The sequence below is a fragment of the Blautia argi genome (assembly GCF_003287895.1).
GTDB lineage: Bacteria > Bacillota > Clostridia > Lachnospirales > Lachnospiraceae > Blautia > Blautia argi.
In genome coordinates this window covers 794,567-812,755 of the sequence record NZ_CP030280.1, presented here as the reverse complement: position 1 = coordinate 812,755, position 18,189 = coordinate 794,567, and the positions used below count along the sequence as shown (strand labels likewise).

The window sequence follows — 18,189 nt, the reverse complement described above, 5'->3', positions numbered from 1 at the left end:
CTTCCTCCAGTCACTTTCATTCGTTAAATAATTGACATGCCTTCATAAGATAACATATCGGAGAGATTTTGGCAAGATTATTTTTCTATCCATTTTCTGTATTTTTTACTTCTTTACAGCAATTCCGGCTCTCAGAATACGAAACATGCGCTTTGCGGCGTCCCTATACAGGTCTTCTGCCTGTTCCAACGCCTCTTCCAGCTCCATAGGTCTGTTCTGTGTTGTCATAATACTGTCAATTCCACATGCGTAAACAGTTTCTGCTCCCTCTCCCATGGAACCGGCAAGAGCCAGCACAGGCAGGTTCTGTTTCTTTGCATAAAATCCGATGCCGTCCAGTACCTTTCCACAGGCAGACTGTCCGTCAATCCGCCCTTCTCCTGTAAGAATCAAATCTGCATCTGCAATTATGGCTTCAAAATCCACCATTTTCAGTATCGTCCGGATTCCTGACTGCAGCCGGGCATTGCAGAACGCCAGTAAAGCGGCGCCCATGCCGCCTGCCGCACCTGCACCGCTGCATTTGGACACCTCATAACCGCAGATTTTCTCTATGAGCGCAGCATAATGCCGCATTCCTGTTTCCAGACGTTCCAACTGCTTTTCGTCCGCCCCTTTTTGCGGTCCGAAGACATATGTTGCTCCCCGACTTCCCAAAAGGGGGTTTGTCACATCACACATGACACAAAAAGAAGTCTTTTTCACTTCTGACATCAGATTGCTGCTGTCTATTCTTTCTATCTCCTGTAAGGTTTCCCCTACCGGAATGAAGCTCTTACCGTTTCTGTCATAAAACTTCACCCCAAGGGCAGCCAGCATACCTGCGCCGCCATCGTTTGTGGCGCTTCCGCCAATGGAAACCGTAATGTTTTGATAACCGTTCTTCAGGGCATCTTTTATCAGCTCTCCTGTTCCGTAGGAAGTGGTTTTCCCTGCGTTTCCGCTTTTATAGGGAATCAGGGTGATTCCTGACGCCTGCGCCATTTCAATGAGAACTGAATCATTGTCTAAAATCAGATATTCTGCCTCAATGGTTTCCCCTAGAGGATCTGTGACCTGACAACATTTCAACCGTCCCCCGGCTGTGCCGTATACTGCTCTTATGGTTCCCTCGCCTCCATCTGCGATAGGGACTCCTACGGTTTCTGCTCCCGGGAATATTTCTTCTGCTGCCTGTTTTAAAAGGGCAATCTGCTGCTCTGAGGAAAGGGTTCCCTTAAAGGAATCAGGTGCAAATACGAATTTCATGGTGGGGTTCCTCCTTTTTAACTCTGATTATAAAAATCAAACTGTTTGTATTTTAACATATCTAAAAGAAAACGACTGATGCTATTATTATCCATAAAATTTGCGTGGCAATAATAATAATGAATCCTTCTCTATTATAAGGGCATACTCTCTTATTATAAAGAAGCTGGCAAACAGGAGCTTTACCTGAAACAGCGCCCTGACGAGCTGGAAAAACTAGTGGAAATTGCAAAGATTCAAAGTACCGAGGCTTCCAATGCGATTGAAGGTATTGTTACAACGAACACTCGTCTCAGACAACTGGTGGAAGAAAAAACCACTCCCAGGAATCGTAATGAACAGGAAATAGCCGGTTATCGTGATGCAGTGAATATCATACATGAAAGCTTTGACGCCATTTCCATTTCCCGGAATTATATTCTCCAGCTTCATAAAATCATGTATCGCCACATGAATAATCCTGTGGGCGGACGAACAAAACTGTGCAGAATTATATTAGTGCAACCTATCCTGACGGACACACCGAAATTCGTTTTACTCCGCTCCCGCCCTATGAAACGCCAGAGGCATTAGTAATTTTGAACTGGAACCACTGATTGCCCAAAATAAAGCCTTATATTATGATGCGCTAAACCAGTCACAGTACAGCTGGCATGACGGCACTGAGGACGTTGTTCCATTTATCAAGTATATCCTCGGTACCATTCTTGCTGACTGTATGCAAAAATCTTTTATAGTCTAAAAATACCCCCGTAAACTTTCACATTTACGGGGGTACTGACACTCACTTTATTAAGCTAATTTGGATTTCGCAAGTTCTGCTAAAGAAGCAAATCCCTGTGCATCGTTGATAGCCATATCAGCTAACACTTTTCTGTTCAGGTCAACATTTGCTAATTTTAATCCGTACATAAATTTGCTATAGGATAAACCGTTCATTCTTGCAGCAGCATTGATACGAGCAATCCATAACTGTCTGAACTGACGTTTTCTCTGTTTTCTACCTGCATAAGAACTTGTCAAAGCTCTCATAACAGACTGTTTTGCTACTCTGTACTGTTTGGAACGAGCGCCTCTGTAACCTTTAGCCAGCTTTAATACTCTATTGTGTTTTTTCTTAGCGTTTAATCCGCCTTTAATTCTTGCCATTCTTAATTTCCTCCTATATTAAACATACTTACACACAAACGATTAGATGTAAGGTAAGATTTTCTTCATGTTCTTTACATTAGTTGCATCTGTGATAGCTGCTTTTCTGAGATTTCTTTTTCTCTTCTGAGATTTCTTTGTTAAGATATGGCTCTTGTAAGCTTTATTTCTTTTTAATTTACCTGTACCTGTTGATTTGAAGCGCTTTGCGGCTGCTTTCGTTGTTTTCATTTTTGGCATGTTTATGTCCTCCTTAAACTCTTTTTCTTATTAACGTTTTTCTGTCAAAAACATAGTCATGCTTCTGCCTTCTACCTTTGGTGCTTTTTCCACAACAGCAATGTCAGACAGAACCTGAGCAAACTCTTCTAAAATGTGCTTGCTGCTTTGCATATGTGCCATTTCTCTCCCCCGGAAACGCAGAGTAACTTTTACCTTATTTCCTTTGGTCAGGAATTTTCTGGCATTATTGACTTTCGTGTTCAAATCGTTTTCCTCAATATTCGGGGATAAACGCACTTCTTTGATTTCTATGGTTTTCTGTTTCTTCTTAGCTTCTTTTTCTTTTCTTGCTAATTCGTACTTATACTTGCCATAATCGATAATTTTACAAACCGGCGGCTTCGCTGTAGGAGCAATTTTTACAAGGTCCAAGCCCGCTTCCATTGCATGTTTCTGCGCATCTCTTGCGGACATAATGCCCATCTGTTCTCCGTCTGCGCCTATAAGACGTACTTCTCTGTCTCTGATTTGTTCGTTAATCATTAAATCGCTAATAGTATTGCACCTCCACAAATATTGATAAACCACATATTTTGAACCTGTTTTAAAGAAAGAATAAGAATCTACAGAGCAGTTTCCTGTGCCTTCCTGCTATTGCAGAAAGATATAAAAAAAGTGACTAATCTGCAAGTTCTGCATACTACCCACTGTTTATCCGCATAAGAAAACGCTGTGCGCCTCATTATCTTCATATAAACCATAGTCACTTACTCGTGCTAAGGTGAGAGTGGATACTCTGCTTTCTTTTTCTTCTTCAGACCTACACATCATAACATATCCATATTTGAAATGCAATAGTTTTTTTCTTTTTTATAGTTTTTATATTTTCTTTATTTTTTTACAGAAAATTCTTGTTTTTTTTCAAATTCAATGGCATAATGGAATTTATATTACGGTCTCAATACCGCGTTGAAGTGGTATAGAAGCGGATATACCATAATATAATCTGAAAAACTATGATTTTAAGAAAGAAGGAGAGGTTTATGGACAAAAAAAGAGGAAGCTTTTCTAACAAAATGGGATTTGTTCTTGCCGCAGCAGGTTCAGCCGTAGGGCTTGGAAACCTCTGGCGCTTTCCCTATCTGGCAGCCAAATACGGGGGCGGTATTTTTCTGCTGGTATATCTGATTTTGGCAGTTACTCTGGGCTTTACCCTGATGATTACAGAAATTGCCATTGGACGAAAAACAGGGCTCAGCGCTGTAGGCGCATTTAAGACTCTGGATAAACGGTTCAGCTTTGTGGGATATCTTGCCTGCATTGTTCCTTTTATCATCACTCCGTACTATTGTGTCATCGGCGGCTGGGTAGTAAAATATTTTGCTGCATTCTTAAGCGGACAGGGAGCTGCTGCTGCCGGAGATGAATATTTTAACGGCTTTATTTCACAGCCCGTATCACCGGTTTTCTGGTTTGCACTCTACATTATGATTACCGCTGTTGTGGTTATCTTCGGAGTGGAAAAAGGTATTGAAAAAGCCAGCCGGATTATGATGCCGCTTTTGATTGTACTGACTATAGGAATTGCCCTTTTCTGTATCACCAGACCCGGGGCCGGAGAGGGACTGAAGTATTACCTCCTTCCTGACTTTTCCAGATTTTCCGCTACCACGGTGCTGGCAGCTATGGGACAGCTTTTCTATTCCATGTCCCTTGCCATGGGTATTATGATTACCTACGGCTCTTATATGAAGAAAAACAGCAGTCTGGAAAAATCCGTACGCCAGATTGAAATTTTTGACACAGCCATTGCTTTCTTGGCAGGTCTTATGATTATTCCTTCTGTCTTCGTATTTTCCGGTGGGGACGAAGCAGCTCTTGGAAAAGGACCTTCTCTGATGTTTGTCACCCTTCCAAAAGTTTTTGAAGATATGACACTTGGCAATGTTATCGGCGCTGCATTTTTCCTTCTGGTACTTTTTGCAGCTCTGACATCCTCCATTTCCTTAATGGAAACCAATGTTTCAATTATACAGGATAAATTGGGATGGGGCAGAAAAAAATCTACCGTTGTCGTAACTGTTTATGTATTAATTTTAGGCTCTATTGTATCTCTGGGATTTGGACCATTGAGCTTTATCAAGCTTCTGGGACTGGGACTTTTAGACTTCTTCGATTTCCTCAGCAACAGTGTGCTGATGCCGATTGTGGCAATTCTCACCTGTATCTGCATCGGTCATTTTGTAGGCTCTAAAACCGTGGAAGATGAAGTGGAAATAAATGGTGCTTTTAAAGTGAAGAAATTCTACAGAATTATGCTGAAATGGATTGCTCCTATTTGCCTGGTACTGATTCTTTTCTTTGCTGTATCCGAAGCCATGGGCTGGATTAAAGTCTGATGACGAATCTGGTGTGGCAGGTATAGAAAGGGCGGTATACAGGAAAGCTGAAAAAATGCTTTTCCTGTATACCGCCTTTCTTATCTTATAGATTTATTTTGCTGTAAAACTTCCACATTTGGTATCGTCGCATCTGCATGCAGAAGATCCTGCAATGGTAATTTTATCTGCGCTGCAACGTTCCTGGCTGTTAAATACACAGTCACATGCCTTACAGTCCACATCAATGCTCTTACAGGCACAGCCTGTTTCTTCCCGGTTAGATGCTCCTTCTTTTCGCTCTGTAAAACTTCTGCAGCAGGTTTCATCTGCTTTTTCTGCAGTTCTTCCGTCTACCAGAATATCTCCCTTGGAACAGTATTCTTCTTTGTTATATACACAGTTTCTGGCTGTACAGCTTAATAATGGCATAACACTACCTCCTGAATAAAAATTTATTTTCAGTGATAGTATTTTCTCTTCTGCTGTTTTTATTCTGCTTTTTTATTTTCTTTTATTTTTTTCAAAAGCAAAGGCAGTTCAAATACCAGCATGGCAATCCAGCCCACCAGATATGCCACCGGAAGCCCCTGGATTCCCATATGGAAAAGATACACAAAGAAAAGAGCAGAAAGCACACGAAATCCCATGTTCATCATACTGCTCCACAGGGTCACTTTTAAATCCCCGATGCCTCTGAAATATCCCTGTACGCCGTTGGTAACTGCCGGCAGGATATAGATAAATGCAATGAGGTGAAGATAGGATTTTCCAAGAGTCAGAACCTTTGCATCATTAACAAACAATCCCATAAAAAAATCAGCTCCGAACACACAGGCAAGACCTATAAATATGCCGTAAATCACTTCCAGCACCATGCCCCAGCGAAATCCCTTCCAGATTCTCTCTTTTTCTCCTGCGCCGTAATTCTGCGCCATAAAAGAGGTCATGGCAGAGGCAATGCTCTGCTGGGGAACAATAGCAAAATCATCAATCCTATTCACAACTGCAAAGGCAGCTACCACAGAAACCCCCATGGTATTTACCACTGCCTGGATTCCGATTTTGCCAAGCTGTACGGAAGCCTGCTGCATAGCGCTGGCCCATCCGTAGCGAATGGTTTCCGCAAACTGTCCTTTGTCAAATACCAGCCAGTCCCGTCCCAGACACAAGATGCTGACCTTTCTCTTAATATACAGCCCGCACAAAAGACTGCAACATGCCTGACTGATGACTGTTGCCGCTGCACAGCCTGCGCTGCCCATATGAAGCACCAGCACAAAAAACAAATCCCCCAGAATATTAAGCACAGACGAAAACACCAGAAAATATACTGGTGTTTTGCTGTCGCCCAATGCCCGCAGGGTATTTGCATAAAAATTATAAATAAACGTAAATATCAATCCGGAAAACACAATCCGCAGATACTGAGAGGCCAGAGGAATCAAACCCTCCTCCACCTGTATCAGCCTCAGAAGCCATGGCGCTCCTGCGATACAGAAAAGAGAAAGCACAAGAGAAAACACACAGCCACCTATCATTGTTGTACTAATCTGTCTTCTCAGGCGGTGCATTCTCCCGCCTCCAAACTGCATACCCATGAGAATGGAGGCACCCATACACATTCCGTTAATAAACAAAATGGCAAAAGTCATAAGAGGGTTACTGCTTCCTACAGCCGCCAACGCTTTCGTTCCCACAAACTTTCCCACAATCATACTGTCTGCTGCATTGTAGCAAAGCTGGAACAGGTTTCCCAGCACCAGGGGAACGGCAAAGCCGGCGATCTGCGGTGCTATGCTTCCTTTTGTCATATCCTTCATAGCACTGTTTTACTTATTTTTCGATTCTCTTTCCTTCTGCGTCCACTTCAATTTTACGGATCTCTTTTGTACGAATTTCTTTACAGATTGCAGCAATAAATTCATCCAGAGATTTCTGGCCTTCATCGCCCAGGTAGCGACTTCTTACAGACACAACCTGTTCTTCCTCTTCCTTGGCGCCTACAACCAGAAGATACGGAACCTTCTGCAGACGTGCCTCTCTGATTTTGTATCCGATTTTCTCGGAACGGTTGTCCACACTGCTCCGGATTCCGTTTGCCTTTAACTGTGCCTGTACTTTTTCTGCATAATCCCCGTATTTTTCGGAAATGGGCAGTACGCGTACCTGTTCCGGACACAGCCAGGTTGGAAACAGACCTGCATATTTTTCAATAAGCCATGCCAGAGTTCTCTCATAGCAGCCCATAGCAGTTCTGTGGATAATACCCGGACGTTTCTTTTCCCCGTTTTCGTCAATATAGTACATATCAAACTGTTCTGCCAAAAGAGCGTCCCACTGAATGGTAATCATGGTATCTTCTTTTCCGTATACATTCTTGGCATTGATATCTACCTTTGGTCCATAAAAAGCTGCTTCTCCTACATCTTCTACAAACGGAATATTCAGTTCTGTAAGAATCTGACGGATATGATTCTGTGTTTCCTCCCATACATCTGGTTCTCCGATGTATTTCTCTTTATTCTCCGGATCCCATTTGGAAAGGTGGTAAGTTACGTCTTCCTCCACACCCAGAGTTTCCAGACAGTGTTTAGCCAGAGCCAGACAGCCCTTGAACTCGTCTACCATCTGGTCTGGACGCATAATCAGATGCCCCTCGGAAATCGTAAACTGACGCACACGGGTCAGACCATGCATTTCACCGGAATCTTCGTTTCTGAACAAGGTAGATGTTTCTCCGTAGCGAATCGGCAAATCTCTGTAGGAATGCTGTGTTGCTTTGTATACATAGTACTGAAACGGACAGGTCATTGGACGCAGAGCAAATACTTCTTTGTCCTTTTCCTCATCTCCCAGTACAAACATACCGTCTTTATAGTGATCCCAGTGACCGGAAATCTTGTATAAATCGCTTTTTGCCATAAGAGGTGTCTTTGTACGGACATAACCCCATTCGTTATCCTCCAGGTCTTCAATCCATCTCTGTAACTCTTTTAAGATAATCACACCCTTTGGCATAATCAAAGGAAGTCCCTGTCCGATTACATCTACGGTTGTGAATAATTCCATTTCTCTTCCCAGTTTGTTATGGTCACGCTTTTTTGCTTCCTCCATCTGGGTCAGATATTCATTTAATTCTTCTTTTTTGCCAAAAGCTGTTCCGTAAATACGGGAAAGCATTTTGTTTTTCTCATCACCTCTCCAGTAAGCGCCTGAAGAAGATGTAAGCTTAAAGGCCTTCACACCTTTTGTACTCATTAAGTGAGGACCTGCACACAGGTCTACAAAATCTCCTTGTGTATAGAAAGAAATCTCTTCTCCTTCAGGAAGATCTTTAATTAATTCTACTTTGTAAGGCTCCCCTTTTTCTTCCATGAATTTAATAGCTTCTTCTCTTGGAAGGGTATAACGCTCAATTTTAGCGCCTTTTTTGATGATTTTCTTCATTTCCTTTTCCAGTGCGTCCAATTCCTCACGGCTGAAGGACTCATGGTCAAAGTCATAGTAAAAACCAGTGTCAATAGAAGGTCCGATTGCCAGCTTAGCTTCCGGGTACAGATGCTTCACTGCCTCTGCCAGCACATGAGAAGCTGTATGGCGAAGAGCTGCAAGACCTCTTTCATCATTTGCTGTGAGAATATTTACTTCACTGTCCTTCTCCACAACTGTTCTCAAATCCACAACCTCACCGTCTACTTCACCTGCACAGGCTGCCCGTGCAAGCCCTTCGCTGATATCCAGAGCAATTTCATACACGGATTTACTCTCTGCATACTCTTTTTTTGAACCGTCTTTTAATGTAATAATCATCTTTCTTCTCCTTTCTTAGCTGCTGCAGAAGGCTTTCATTCTCCGCCTGCGGCGAGTCGCATCAAGAACGCCTTTTTCTGTGAATCAAAAAATCCCGCCCCCCTGCAGTCCATTTGACTGCAAGGGACGGGCGTAATGTCTTTGCCCGCGGTTCCACCCTTCTTGTTCAGGAAATACCTGGAAACCACTTCATTTTGATGATAACGGAATCACCGGACCGGATTGGGGTCACTCAGAGGTAGTTTTCAAATGCTTCTGTGACAGAACGCTCTCAGCCTATGCGCTCCTCTCTGTGACCTTTCACATTTTACTCTTCTCGTCAACGTGTTTTGATATCTTTTATGTTTTCATATTATAACCTTCTTTTCGGCTTTGTCAACCTCTTTTTGCTTTTTTACAGATTTCCCGCTGCCCAGTCCTTCAAAACCCCAAAAAACTCCCGCACCAAATAATTTACCTGTAAAAATCCGCTGCTCTTCGCCGCAATCCCATATATCAGAAGGTCTGTCTTTTTCTTTGCTATGGCAGTTCCCCGATACAGATGAAAATTGCTGGTAACAATGCCAACCCGGCACGGCTGCTTTGCTTTTTTCCAATCCTGCTCTAAAAGCTGATAAGAAAAAGCAATATTCTGCTGTGTATTGATGGACTGGTTCTCTTGTATCAGACGAAGAGGCACGATTCCCCTATGTACCAGCTCCTGATACATACACGCAGCCTCCGAGATTTCTTCATTTGCCCCTTTCCCACCGGAAAGAACGGCTTTTGTTTCCGGATTTTCCTTTAAATACTTCTCTGCCTCCGAAATTCTGTATGCCAGAGATAAACTGGGACGTGCTCCTTTTACCTGTGCGCCCAGCACAATCAGATAGTCCAGATTTTTCTCAGCCTTTTGAATCATGGCCTTTGCAATCCGGGCTTCCACAAAGAAAAACAGACACAGAAACAAAGCAGTTAAAAGCAATAAAATTTTACAGAGAAAAGGAGGAAGAAAGATTTCAAAATGCAATGCTCCCCCTAAAGCCAGAAAGACCATTCCCAGCAGCATCCACAGCAAAGGAAATCTGGAAGACAATCCTGCATACCACACAATCCCCATAAAATATCCCAGACAAAGAATCCCTAAAATAAGAAACAAAATTTCTGCCATAAACGTCCTTTCTTCTAAAGCCTTATTTTTTCAAAGCCTGACACCTTTCCTTATGCCTCTTTTCTGCAGACCTCCTGTCCCGCTGTCCCTGCTTCCAAAAGCTCCACAATTTTTTCCGCACTGTCTGCCGGTATCACCTGCTTTTGCGCTTTTTTCATTTCCGCTGTTTTTTCCCTGTCCTTTAAAAGCGCTCTGCCCTTCCGCATCTGTGCCTCCATGCTTCTTGGCGCCAGAGAAAGTCCATGCTTTACAAAAAACTTCTTATTGGCAGTTTCACACCCTGGTATGGGTGCAGTATGCACAATAGGAATCCCGGATACCGCTGCCTCTGTGGATGTCAGCCCTCCGGGTTTTGTGTAAATCATATCGCAGGCTTTCATATAAAGCGCCATCTGCCGGGTCTGCCCCACAAGAAAAACAGCTTCTTCTTCCCTGAAATTCTTTTTCATTTTCTGGAAAATTTTCTTATTGTTTCCGCAGACAACAGTCAGAAACTCTCCCTCTTCTCTTGTCCTGCAAAACTGCTGTGTCAGCTTTTCCAAATCACCTGCCCCCATGCTTCCACCTATTAGAAGATAATGGATTCCCTCCAAAGGCAGATGCAGATACTCTCTTGCCTTTCTCTTATCTGCTTTTTTGGAAAATTTTTCACTGACAGGGATTCCTAAAGGCAACAGCTTTTCTCTGGGTATCCCCCTTTTCACACATTTATCCACCATTTCTTCATGGGCAACCACATAATAATCACAATCCGTTTCCTCCCAGAAGGGAATACAGGTATAATCTGTCATAATGGCTGCAGTAAAGGGTATGTGAAATCCATGCCTTTTCATATAGGTAATGGTTTCTGCCGGATATAAATGGGGCATCAATATGGCGTCAAAATGCTCTGCTTCCAGATAAGCGCCCAGATACTTTCCCATTTTTCCATTTACATAATAAACGGGGGATTTCCTCATAATTCTGCTGGCAGCCATTCCTATCTGATACACTGCCCCAAAGACATGGGGCATCTTTTTTACAGTGTTGACATACACATCTCCTACAGTATCAGATACCTTCTGCCCTGCCAGGGTCAGATAATCAAACATGACTGCTTCATGTCCTTGTTTTTCCAGTGCTTCTTTTACAGCAAAGCCTGCTGCATCATGTCCTCCTCCTGTTTTACAGGATAATATCAAAATTTTCATATATTAATTTCTCCTAAGTCCAAAGCGTATCTGCCTTGCTCCTCTGTCTTTTAACTCTGCCATATGTTTATCCAGTACAATACAGGAAATCAGAATGCTTCCTGCCACCACTGCGGGGCTCAAGTGAAATACCAGACCGCTGATAATCCAACACAGATAGGTGATCATAGTTCTGTATCCATGAGGTTCCAGCACAATTACAACCGTAAACAGAAGATACCAGAAGACCAAAATCCAAAGCCCAGTAAGCATGGGATATAACCCCAGAAGAACGCCAAAGGTCACGGCAATTCCCTTTCCGCCCTTTTTTCTTCCACCCAAAAATGGAAATGCATGCCCTAAAACGGGTGCAGCCATAATAAGGGCAAAGCCCAGCCCTTCCCTCATACCTCCCATGGCCTGATAAGCCAAATGTACAGGCAGAAACCCCTTTAAAAGGTCACAGACCAATACAGCGCTTCCGCAGGCAGCGCCTCCATAAAAGAAGGCATTGGCAGTCCCCGGATTTCCGTCGCTGCTTAAGCTTCGGACATCAATTCCTTTAAAAATCCTGGGTATGAGATACCCAAACATCAAGCTTCCCAGGAAATATCCCAGAACACTGTAAAAAATCACTTCCATTGCCATATGCTCACCTGTTTTCTTCCTTTTTCCAGCTCTGGCGCATTTTCCAAAACTCCGGAATATAAAGAACCAGCGTTACCGTCATAATAAAAATTTCCAGATAAATCAGAAGATTGGCTGCATTTGGGGAAATCCCGGGAACCAGAACCAGAATACACAGCACTACAAACAAGCTGGCTGTACAAACCTTTCCGAACCATTTTGCTCCGTCCAGCTTTACACCATGGCGAAGATGAATCAGTCCCATAATTGCCATAAATCCTTCCTTTACAATCATAAGCGCCACCAGATAGCGCATGGCTTCATAGCGAAAAGCAAGGCACAGGGCAATGGCGCCGTGGGTCAGCTTATCTGCAAAGGGGTCCAGAAATTTTCCGAACTCGGTTATCATATTGAATTTTCTGGCTACCTTTCCGTCCAGGAAATCCGTAATTGTAGAAATCAGCACAATTCCTGCCGCAAGATAATAGTCCTTTATGGTATCTGCCTGCAGATAAATCACACAAAAGAAAGGTATCAGTAAAATTCGGAAATATCCCATACAGTTTGGTATAGACCACAGTTCTTGTTTTTTGATTTTCATTTTCTCTCCCCTTTCATTCTTTTTCATATTCTAATTATGCAACGTTCCCTAAAAATGTCAATCTGTTTTTCCTGTATTTCTCAGAATTTCCCTTTTTATCAGGAAAAGGCTCTCGTCTGCGGGATTTGCCACCTGGATTTAGTCACATCAACAATAGGACGCATTTTTCTATGGAAATAAAGAAAAAAGACCGCCCATCTGGTGAACTGTTTGACAGAAAGCAGTTCGCCAGATGCAACAGTCCCTTGTATAAAATATTTTTAAGTTCTTATTGCGCATTTATTTTTTTCCAGATACCATACATCTTTTGTCTGTATGTATTTCTGAAATTGTATACTTATCGTTCATATGCTCCTAAAAATCCTCTGCCCGCACATCAATTTCTCTGTCCCGGTAATAATATTTCTCGTCCTTTTCTCCAATCTCTCTCAGCACTCTGCAGGGATTTCCCACAGCCACTACGTTTGCCGGAATATCCTTTGTCACAATGCTGCCTGCTCCGATAACAGAATTATCCCCAATAGTAACCCCTGGCAAAAGAATCGCCCCTGCACCAATCCACACATTGTTTCCAATATGCACCGGAAGGTTGAACTGAATACCCTTTTTCCGCAAATCCGGCTGTACCGGGTGACCGGCCGTGGCAATGGTTACATTTGGCCCAATCATAACATAATCGCCAATATAAACCTCTCCGTCATCAACCACAGTAAAATTAAAGTTGACATATACATTTTTTCCCATGTGAATATGATGTCCGCTCCAGTTTGCATAAAAAGGCGGCTGAATATAACAGTTCTCTCCGCACTCTGCAAACAACTCCTTCATCAGTGCTTCTCTTCCTTTCACATCACTGGAGCTGCAGTTGTTAAACTCTCCCAATCTGTCCAGATATGGAAACTGTTCGTTCATAATCTCATCTGCTCCCGGATTATACAGCATGCCCTTATCCATACGTTCTCTCTGTGTCATAACACTCCTCCTTTTTTATTTCTCCTTTATAGATTTCACGGTTTCCACTGCTTTCTGAAGCTGATTATCCTCTTGACGGGTCAGCTCTGCCTTCTGTTCCAGCCCTTTTGTCAGTTCGACCTCTACGTCCGGGGTAATTCCTGTACCATGAATACATCTTCCTTTTGGCGTATAGTATTTTGCAGTGGTAGTTTTTACTGCACTTCCATCAGAAAGAGGCAGGACGCTCTGTACAATTCCCTTTCCAAAGGTAGTGGTTCCCACAATAGTTCCTTTCTCATAATCCTGGATTGCACCTGCAAAGATTTCTGATGCACTGGCGCTGTTTCCGTTTACCAGAACTGCCAGAGGGATATCCAGTTCATTTTTGCCGTCGCTGTCTATTTCCTCTCTTGTGCCTTCCTTATCTTCTGTATACACAATCAGTCCTTCCGGCAAAATATCATTTAAGATTCCGCATACAGAGGTGAGCAATCCTCCGGGATTGTTACGCACGTCAATAATCAAACGCTCCATACCCTGATTCTTTAAATCCTCAAAAGCCTCCAGATACTGTGGCTCTGTCTGCTCTGTAAACTCGTAAAGAGAAATATATCCAATATTATCTTCCAGCATTTCATGAGCCACCACCGGAATATTTACTTCTTCCAGAGGCACATCAAATTCCAGATAATCCTCTTCACCCTCTCTTACCACAGTCAGATGGGCTACCTCATCTTTAGACCCCTTCACCCGGTCCACCACTTCAGAGAGTTCCAGACCGCTGATATCCTCTCCATTGACCTGCACCAGTATATCCTCCGGCAAAAGACCTGCCTTGGCTCCCGGCGCTCCTTCATAACAGCGAACCACCTTCACCATACCTGTGTCCATCTGCATCTGCATAACTACTCCGATTCCCTTATATGCCCCTGTGGTTTCTGTATTTAATTCTTCATATTCTTCTGCTGTATAGTAGGCAGAATAAGGATCTCCAAGGCTAATCATCATACCCTTGTACATATCTGCTTCCATAAGCTCTTTGTCTACTTCCCCGGTATATCTCTCGTCAATGATTTCCTCAATGAGCTTTGCCTTCTCCATGGAAACATCATTCACTGCATTTTTGCTTTCTTTTTTGTCTTCTGCCACATCATAAACCTTTAATCCAACACCCCCTGCTGCAAGGGTCACTGCCATTCCCAGGATAAATCCTTTTGCAAATTTTTTCTGTCCCATATTTTACTCCTGACTTCCCATTTTCTAAATTCTATGCCTGATTTTCTCTGCAATCCTTTGTATTGTAAAAAGGCTGCCGCATCTTCTGCGACAGCCTTCCCTGAACTTTTATATTCTCTACACTCTCAGATGTTTTCTCAGTGAGAACATACTTCCTAAAAAGCCGATTCCCACACCAAGGCCAATGCCGATTGGCAGAAGATAGCGGAATACGTCCCATACATTCAAAAACTGCAGTAAGTTTCCAAGAACACCGAATCTGCCGATAATATAAGCCACTGCTTTTTCATATACCACATAAAGAATGCCCAGGGGAACTGCTGCACCTATGGTACCCAGCAGTATACCTTCGATTACAAAAGGCACTCTTACAAAAAAGTCTGTAGCACCTATGAGCTTCATAATTCCAATTTCTTCCTGACGTATGGAAATACCCATGGTAATGGTATTGCTGATCAGGAAAAATGCAACAGCCAGAAGAATCAGAATAATGACAATAGACACATAACCAATCAGTTTGTTTATATTTGTCAGCATATCTGCTGCTTCCTTGGATTCATCTACCTTGCGGACACCATCCAGACTCTCTGCAAATGCCACAAAATCGCCTTGGCTCTCCACATCAGTTAAATACACATCATAACGCGCGGAATTGGCAAGAGGATTGTCCTGCTGCTCCTTAAAGCCATCTGCCATTTCCTCGTTTTCTTCCCCCAGATATACCTTACTGAAATCCTCCCAGGCTTCATCTGCGGAAATATATTCTACCTCAGACACCTCCGGACGGTTTCTGATTTCCTCGCCAATCTGGTCAATCTGTTCCTGCTTGGCTCCCTTATCAAAGTACACCAGAACTGCAACACCCTCTTCTGCAGTGTCCACAATGTAATTAAAGTTCATGACAATGGACAAAAACAGTCCGAACAGAAAAATACATGCGGACATGGTTGCCACTGATGCCAGGGAAAAACGCAGATTACGCCAGATATTTTTAAATCCCTGTTTCAATACATATGCGATTGTACTAATTCTCATTCAGATATTCACCTTCTTGTTCGTCGCTTACAATGACGCCTTTCTTCATCGTAACCACACGCTTTTTAAATGCATTTACGATTTCTCTGTTATGAGTAACGACAAGAACTGTTGTGCCGCGCTCATTAATCTCTTCCAAAAGCCTCATAATTTCAAAAGAATTTTTCGGGTCAAGATTACCGGTAGGCTCGTCAGCCAGAAGAATACTTGGTCTGTTGACCAGCGCCCTGGCAAGCGCAACTCTCTGCTGTTCACCACCGGAAAGCTGGTCTGGTTTTGATTTATATTTTTCTGCCAGACCTACCAGGGTCAGCATTTCGGGAACTCTCTTTTTAATAATGCGGGTAGGCCGCTGTATCACACGCTGGGCAAACGCTACATTTTCATATACATTTCTGTCCTTTAACAAACGGAAATCCTGGAACACAACACCTACTCCCCTGCGGTATTTTGCTACCTTTCTCCGTCTCAATTTATTGAGTACCTGTCCGTTTACCGTAATGGTTCCACTGGTTGGATCCAGCTCCTTTAAAAGCAGTTTAATCAGTGTTGACTTTCCTGAACCGCTGTTTCCTACGATAAACACAAATTCACCCTTCTCCACGTGAAGATTCATATGGTCAATAGCCGGCTGGCCCTTGCTGTATGACTTGCTCACGTCCTTCAAATCAATCATAATAACCTCCTGTTTTCCTATCAAATACAGCCTGGCTGTACTCTTTAGTAATCAAGTGTTTCCATGTATTTCATATATTTTACTACCATCAGGGCAATCTTAAAGGTAATGGCGTCCTCAAAGACACGCAGATCCAGCCCTGTACTTTTCTGCAGCTTATCCAGTCTGTAAACCAGTGTATTTCTGTGAATATAAAGCTGTCTGGAGGTTTCAGACACATTCAGGCTGTTTTCAAAGAATTTGTTAATAGTAGTAAGCGTTTCCTCATCAAAATCGTCCGGTGAATGATTGTCAAAAATCTCCCGGATAAACATTTTACAAAGAGGAATGGGAAGCTGATAGATCAGTCGCCCGATACCAAGAGAACTGTATGCAATCACATCTTTTTCTCCAAAGAAAATCTTTCCTACGTCCAGAGCCATTCTTGCCTCCTTGTAGGAACGGGAAACCTCCTTCAGTTCCTTTACAATGGTTCCATATGCGATATGGGTTCTTCCATCTCTTTCTACACCTAAAGCTGATAAAATACCATTTGCAGTTTTTTCAAGCTGTGCATAATCATCAGAAGGACTTAATTCCTTTACAATAATAATGCTCTTTTCATCTACTGCAGTCACAAAATCCCCGGCTTTTCCGCCTACAACATTTTTAATATTTTCCAGCGATCCGTAATCTCTGTCCGCACTGTTTTCCAGTATGTATACCACTCTGCGGACATCCACCTCAATGTGAAGTTTTTTCGCACGGTTGTGAATGTCTACCAGAAGCAGGTTGTCCAGCAAAAGATTCTTAATAAAGTTATCCTTGTTAAATCTTTCCTTATATGCAATCAGGAGTCCCTGTATCTGGAATACCACCAGTTTTCCCAATGTATAGGCATCGTCCCCTGCACTGTCCACAATCAGTATATACTCCAGCTGATGGTCATCATAAATTTTAAAATACTGATTTCCTTTTACTACCTGGCTGTCTGCCTGAGAATTTGCAAATTCACAGACCTCCTCTTCCCCGCATATGTTTCCGGAAAATGTACTTGCCAGAACCTTTCCGTCCATATCTGTTACACAAAAATCTGTCCTGGAGATTCCCTTTAAACCGTCCAGGGTATTTTGTAATATCTGGTTTGATATCATGCTTTCTCCTTCTTTCATCATATAGTCTGTTGATACGTTACCAATCCCATAAAATAAAAACCCTACCATATATACTAATACAAAATGGAAAAAAAATAAAGAGAAAACGTAAAATATTACATACTTTTTTCAAAATGTAACAATTTATTCACATTTTCTCCATTTCTTCCTGGTACCTGGATACCAGCTTTTTAAAATTGTTTTTTTCCATAAGGCGGTTGAGCCAGTTTGACTTTATCCCTGTTTCCTGAAAGACCGGAAGGGAACTTCCCAGGCTGAACCACACCTTTGTATTAATCATCTTCCGGTAGCGCTTTACAAATCGTTCTGCATTGTACTCTCTGGAACAGCTCAAAACCGCCTGGGGATTCTGATTGTTAATCTCATTAATCACCCGGTCCGTCTGGTCTGCTTCCATGCCAGTCAGACTGTCTTTTCCCAGAATCATAATGTCCGGATACTGCTCCTTCAGATAAGTACAGAATTTCTCCGTATCCTCTTCTCTTTCACCCAGAATAAAAATACGATTCTTGTAAAGATTCAGAAGCCAGAAGAGAGTTCCGAAAAATCCATGCTCGGAAATTTCCTTTTCCCATGCCTCGTCCTGCAATCCGGCTGCCTCTACAATTTCAGGTTCATCTGCTACCGCCTTATCCAGAGTTTCAATATACTCCTTCAGTTCTTCATCTTTCTGCGCTGCAATCAGCAGTTTCATTGTAATTACCCCGTAGGTTGCCAGCGTATCTTCATACCAATGCTGGTTAATGCTCTCCATAAATGTCTTCTGCGTAGCACTTC

19 protein-coding genes are annotated in these 18,189 nt (G+C 42.7%); 2 read left to right on the top strand and 17 right to left on the bottom strand.

The window, feature by feature from the left end; genetic code table 11:
* Nucleotides 1-105: 105 nt before the first annotated feature.
* Entirely contained in the window at nt 106-1,248 is a 1,143-nt protein-coding gene (locus DQQ01_RS04065; protein WP_111918617.1) for a glycerate kinase family protein, read from the bottom strand.
* A gap of 219 nt (nt 1,249-1,467) precedes the next feature.
* Here DQQ01_RS04065 and DQQ01_RS18350 point away from each other — a divergent pair, with 219 nt between their 5' ends.
* Entirely contained in the window at nt 1,468-1,821 is a 354-nt protein-coding gene (locus DQQ01_RS18350; protein WP_330407630.1) for a Fic family protein, read from the top strand.
* Nucleotides 1,822-2,040: 219 nt separating this feature from the next.
* Here DQQ01_RS18350 and rplT read toward each other — a convergent pair whose 3' ends face one another.
* The 3 genes from rplT to infC are packed head-to-tail and all read right to left on the bottom strand — an operon-like array spanning nt 2,041 to nt 3,162.
* Complete coding sequence (rplT, locus tag DQQ01_RS04055) at nt 2,041-2,397, bottom strand: 50S ribosomal protein L20 (protein ID WP_111918615.1); 357 nt, start codon at nt 2,395-2,397, stop codon at nt 2,041-2,043.
* 42 nt (nt 2,398-2,439) lie between these two features.
* Nucleotides 2,440-2,637, bottom strand: a complete 198-nt coding sequence (rpmI, locus tag DQQ01_RS04050; RefSeq protein ID WP_004223312.1) for a 50S ribosomal protein L35 — start codon at nt 2,635-2,637, stop codon at nt 2,440-2,442.
* 30 nt (nt 2,638-2,667) lie between these two features.
* The gene (gene infC / locus DQQ01_RS04045) at nt 2,668-3,162 is read right to left on the bottom strand and encodes a translation initiation factor IF-3 (protein ID WP_111918613.1); all 495 of its coding nucleotides are present in this window, start codon (nt 3,160-3,162) and stop codon (nt 2,668-2,670) included.
* 500 nt (nt 3,163-3,662) lie between these two features.
* Between infC and DQQ01_RS04040 the strand changes: the two genes are divergently transcribed.
* A complete protein-coding gene (locus DQQ01_RS04040) occupies nt 3,663-5,018 on the top strand; it encodes a sodium-dependent transporter (protein WP_111918611.1) in 1,356 nt (451 codons plus the stop codon).
* A gap of 93 nt (nt 5,019-5,111) precedes the next feature.
* Here DQQ01_RS04040 and DQQ01_RS04035 read toward each other — a convergent pair whose 3' ends face one another.
* The 13 genes from DQQ01_RS04035 to DQQ01_RS03975 form a co-directional block, all read right to left on the bottom strand.
* On the bottom strand, nt 5,112-5,429 hold the full coding sequence (locus tag DQQ01_RS04035; RefSeq protein ID WP_111918609.1) for a DUF1540 domain-containing protein: 318 nt from the start codon (nt 5,427-5,429) through the stop codon (nt 5,112-5,114).
* Nucleotides 5,430-5,488: 59 nt separating this feature from the next.
* A complete protein-coding gene (locus DQQ01_RS04030) occupies nt 5,489-6,820 on the bottom strand; it encodes an MATE family efflux transporter (protein WP_111918607.1) in 1,332 nt (443 codons plus the stop codon).
* Nucleotides 6,821-6,833: 13 nt separating this feature from the next.
* Nucleotides 6,834-8,810 (bottom strand): threonine--tRNA ligase, encoded by a 1,977-nt coding sequence (gene thrS / locus DQQ01_RS04025; RefSeq protein WP_111918605.1) that lies wholly within the window; start codon nt 8,808-8,810, stop codon nt 6,834-6,836.
* Nucleotides 8,811-9,204: 394 nt separating this feature from the next.
* Nucleotides 9,205-9,960, bottom strand: a complete 756-nt coding sequence (locus DQQ01_RS04020) for a YdcF family protein (protein WP_111918603.1) — start codon at nt 9,958-9,960, stop codon at nt 9,205-9,207.
* 50 nt (nt 9,961-10,010) lie between these two features.
* Nucleotides 10,011-11,150 carry an MGDG synthase family glycosyltransferase gene (locus DQQ01_RS04015; protein WP_111918601.1) on the bottom strand — a complete coding sequence of 380 codons (1,140 nt, stop codon included), beginning with the start codon at nt 11,148-11,150 and terminating at the stop codon, nt 10,011-10,013.
* A gap of 3 nt (nt 11,151-11,153) precedes the next feature.
* Nucleotides 11,154-11,777 (bottom strand): glycerol-3-phosphate acyltransferase, encoded by a 624-nt coding sequence (locus DQQ01_RS04010; protein ID WP_111918599.1) that lies wholly within the window; start codon nt 11,775-11,777, stop codon nt 11,154-11,156.
* Between the two features lie 4 nt (nt 11,778-11,781).
* Nucleotides 11,782-12,357, bottom strand: a complete 576-nt coding sequence (locus DQQ01_RS04005) for a CDP-alcohol phosphatidyltransferase family protein (RefSeq protein ID WP_111920821.1) — start codon at nt 12,355-12,357, stop codon at nt 11,782-11,784.
* 354 nt (nt 12,358-12,711) lie between these two features.
* Nucleotides 12,712-13,329, bottom strand: coding sequence for a sugar O-acetyltransferase (locus tag DQQ01_RS18030; protein WP_111918597.1), 618 nt, complete (start codon nt 13,327-13,329; stop codon nt 12,712-12,714).
* A gap of 15 nt (nt 13,330-13,344) precedes the next feature.
* Nucleotides 13,345-14,547 carry a S41 family peptidase gene (locus DQQ01_RS03995; RefSeq protein WP_111918595.1) on the bottom strand — a complete coding sequence of 401 codons (1,203 nt, stop codon included), beginning with the start codon at nt 14,545-14,547 and terminating at the stop codon, nt 13,345-13,347.
* 117 nt (nt 14,548-14,664) lie between these two features.
* Nucleotides 14,665-15,582 (bottom strand): permease-like cell division protein FtsX, encoded by a 918-nt coding sequence (ftsX, locus tag DQQ01_RS03990; RefSeq protein ID WP_111918593.1) that lies wholly within the window; start codon nt 15,580-15,582, stop codon nt 14,665-14,667.
* On the bottom strand, nt 15,572-16,258 hold the full coding sequence (ftsE, locus tag DQQ01_RS03985; protein ID WP_111918591.1) for a cell division ATP-binding protein FtsE: 687 nt from the start codon (nt 16,256-16,258) through the stop codon (nt 15,572-15,574). The genes ftsX and ftsE overlap by 11 nt, the downstream gene beginning before the upstream one ends.
* A gap of 44 nt (nt 16,259-16,302) precedes the next feature.
* Nucleotides 16,303-17,391, bottom strand: coding sequence for a PucR family transcriptional regulator (locus tag DQQ01_RS03980; RefSeq protein ID WP_111920820.1), 1,089 nt, complete (start codon nt 17,389-17,391; stop codon nt 16,303-16,305).
* A gap of 148 nt (nt 17,392-17,539) precedes the next feature.
* On the bottom strand, nt 17,540-18,166 hold the full coding sequence (locus DQQ01_RS03975; RefSeq protein WP_242980557.1) for a WecB/TagA/CpsF family glycosyltransferase: 627 nt from the start codon (nt 18,164-18,166) through the stop codon (nt 17,540-17,542).
* Nucleotides 18,167-18,189 lie beyond the last annotated feature (23 nt).

What these genes read in the sequence shown, in the direction of transcription:
- ftsX (WP_111918593.1), bottom strand. Translation starts at nt 15,582, where the DNA reads ATGAGAATTAGTACAATCGCATATGTATTGAAACAGGGATTTAAAAAT.
- DQQ01_RS04035 (WP_111918609.1), bottom strand. Translation starts at nt 5,429, where the DNA reads ATGCCATTATTAAGCTGTACAGCCAGAAACTGTGTATATAACAAAGAA.
- DQQ01_RS03980 (WP_111920820.1), bottom strand. Translation starts at nt 17,391, where the DNA reads ATGATATCAAACCAGATATTACAAAATACCCTGGACGGTTTAAAGGGA.
- DQQ01_RS04040 (WP_111918611.1), top strand. Translation starts at nt 3,663, where the DNA reads ATGGACAAAAAAAGAGGAAGCTTTTCTAACAAAATGGGATTTGTTCTT.
- DQQ01_RS04020 (WP_111918603.1), bottom strand. Translation starts at nt 9,960, where the DNA reads ATGGCAGAAATTTTGTTTCTTATTTTAGGGATTCTTTGTCTGGGATAT.
- DQQ01_RS04005 (WP_111920821.1), bottom strand. Translation starts at nt 12,357, where the DNA reads ATGAAAATCAAAAAACAAGAACTGTGGTCTATACCAAACTGTATGGGA.
- DQQ01_RS04010 (WP_111918599.1), bottom strand. Translation starts at nt 11,777, where the DNA reads ATGGCAATGGAAGTGATTTTTTACAGTGTTCTGGGATATTTCCTGGGA.
- DQQ01_RS04065 (WP_111918617.1), bottom strand. Translation starts at nt 1,248, where the DNA reads ATGAAATTCGTATTTGCACCTGATTCCTTTAAGGGAACCCTTTCCTCA.
- ftsE (WP_111918591.1), bottom strand. Translation starts at nt 16,258, where the DNA reads ATGATTGATTTGAAGGACGTGAGCAAGTCATACAGCAAGGGCCAGCCG.
- infC (WP_111918613.1), bottom strand. Translation starts at nt 3,162, where the DNA reads ATGATTAACGAACAAATCAGAGACAGAGAAGTACGTCTTATAGGCGCA.
- DQQ01_RS18030 (WP_111918597.1), bottom strand. Translation starts at nt 13,329, where the DNA reads ATGACACAGAGAGAACGTATGGATAAGGGCATGCTGTATAATCCGGGA.
- DQQ01_RS03975 (WP_242980557.1), bottom strand. Translation starts at nt 18,166, where the DNA reads ATGGAGAGCATTAACCAGCATTGGTATGAAGATACGCTGGCAACCTAC.
- DQQ01_RS03995 (WP_111918595.1), bottom strand. Translation starts at nt 14,547, where the DNA reads ATGGGACAGAAAAAATTTGCAAAAGGATTTATCCTGGGAATGGCAGTG.
- DQQ01_RS04015 (WP_111918601.1), bottom strand. Translation starts at nt 11,150, where the DNA reads ATGAAAATTTTGATATTATCCTGTAAAACAGGAGGAGGACATGATGCA.
- DQQ01_RS04030 (WP_111918607.1), bottom strand. Translation starts at nt 6,820, where the DNA reads ATGAAGGATATGACAAAAGGAAGCATAGCACCGCAGATCGCCGGCTTT.
- thrS (WP_111918605.1), bottom strand. Translation starts at nt 8,810, where the DNA reads ATGATTATTACATTAAAAGACGGTTCAAAAAAAGAGTATGCAGAGAGT.
- rplT (WP_111918615.1), bottom strand. Translation starts at nt 2,397, where the DNA reads ATGGCAAGAATTAAAGGCGGATTAAACGCTAAGAAAAAACACAATAGA.
- rpmI (WP_004223312.1), bottom strand. Translation starts at nt 2,637, where the DNA reads ATGCCAAAAATGAAAACAACGAAAGCAGCCGCAAAGCGCTTCAAATCA.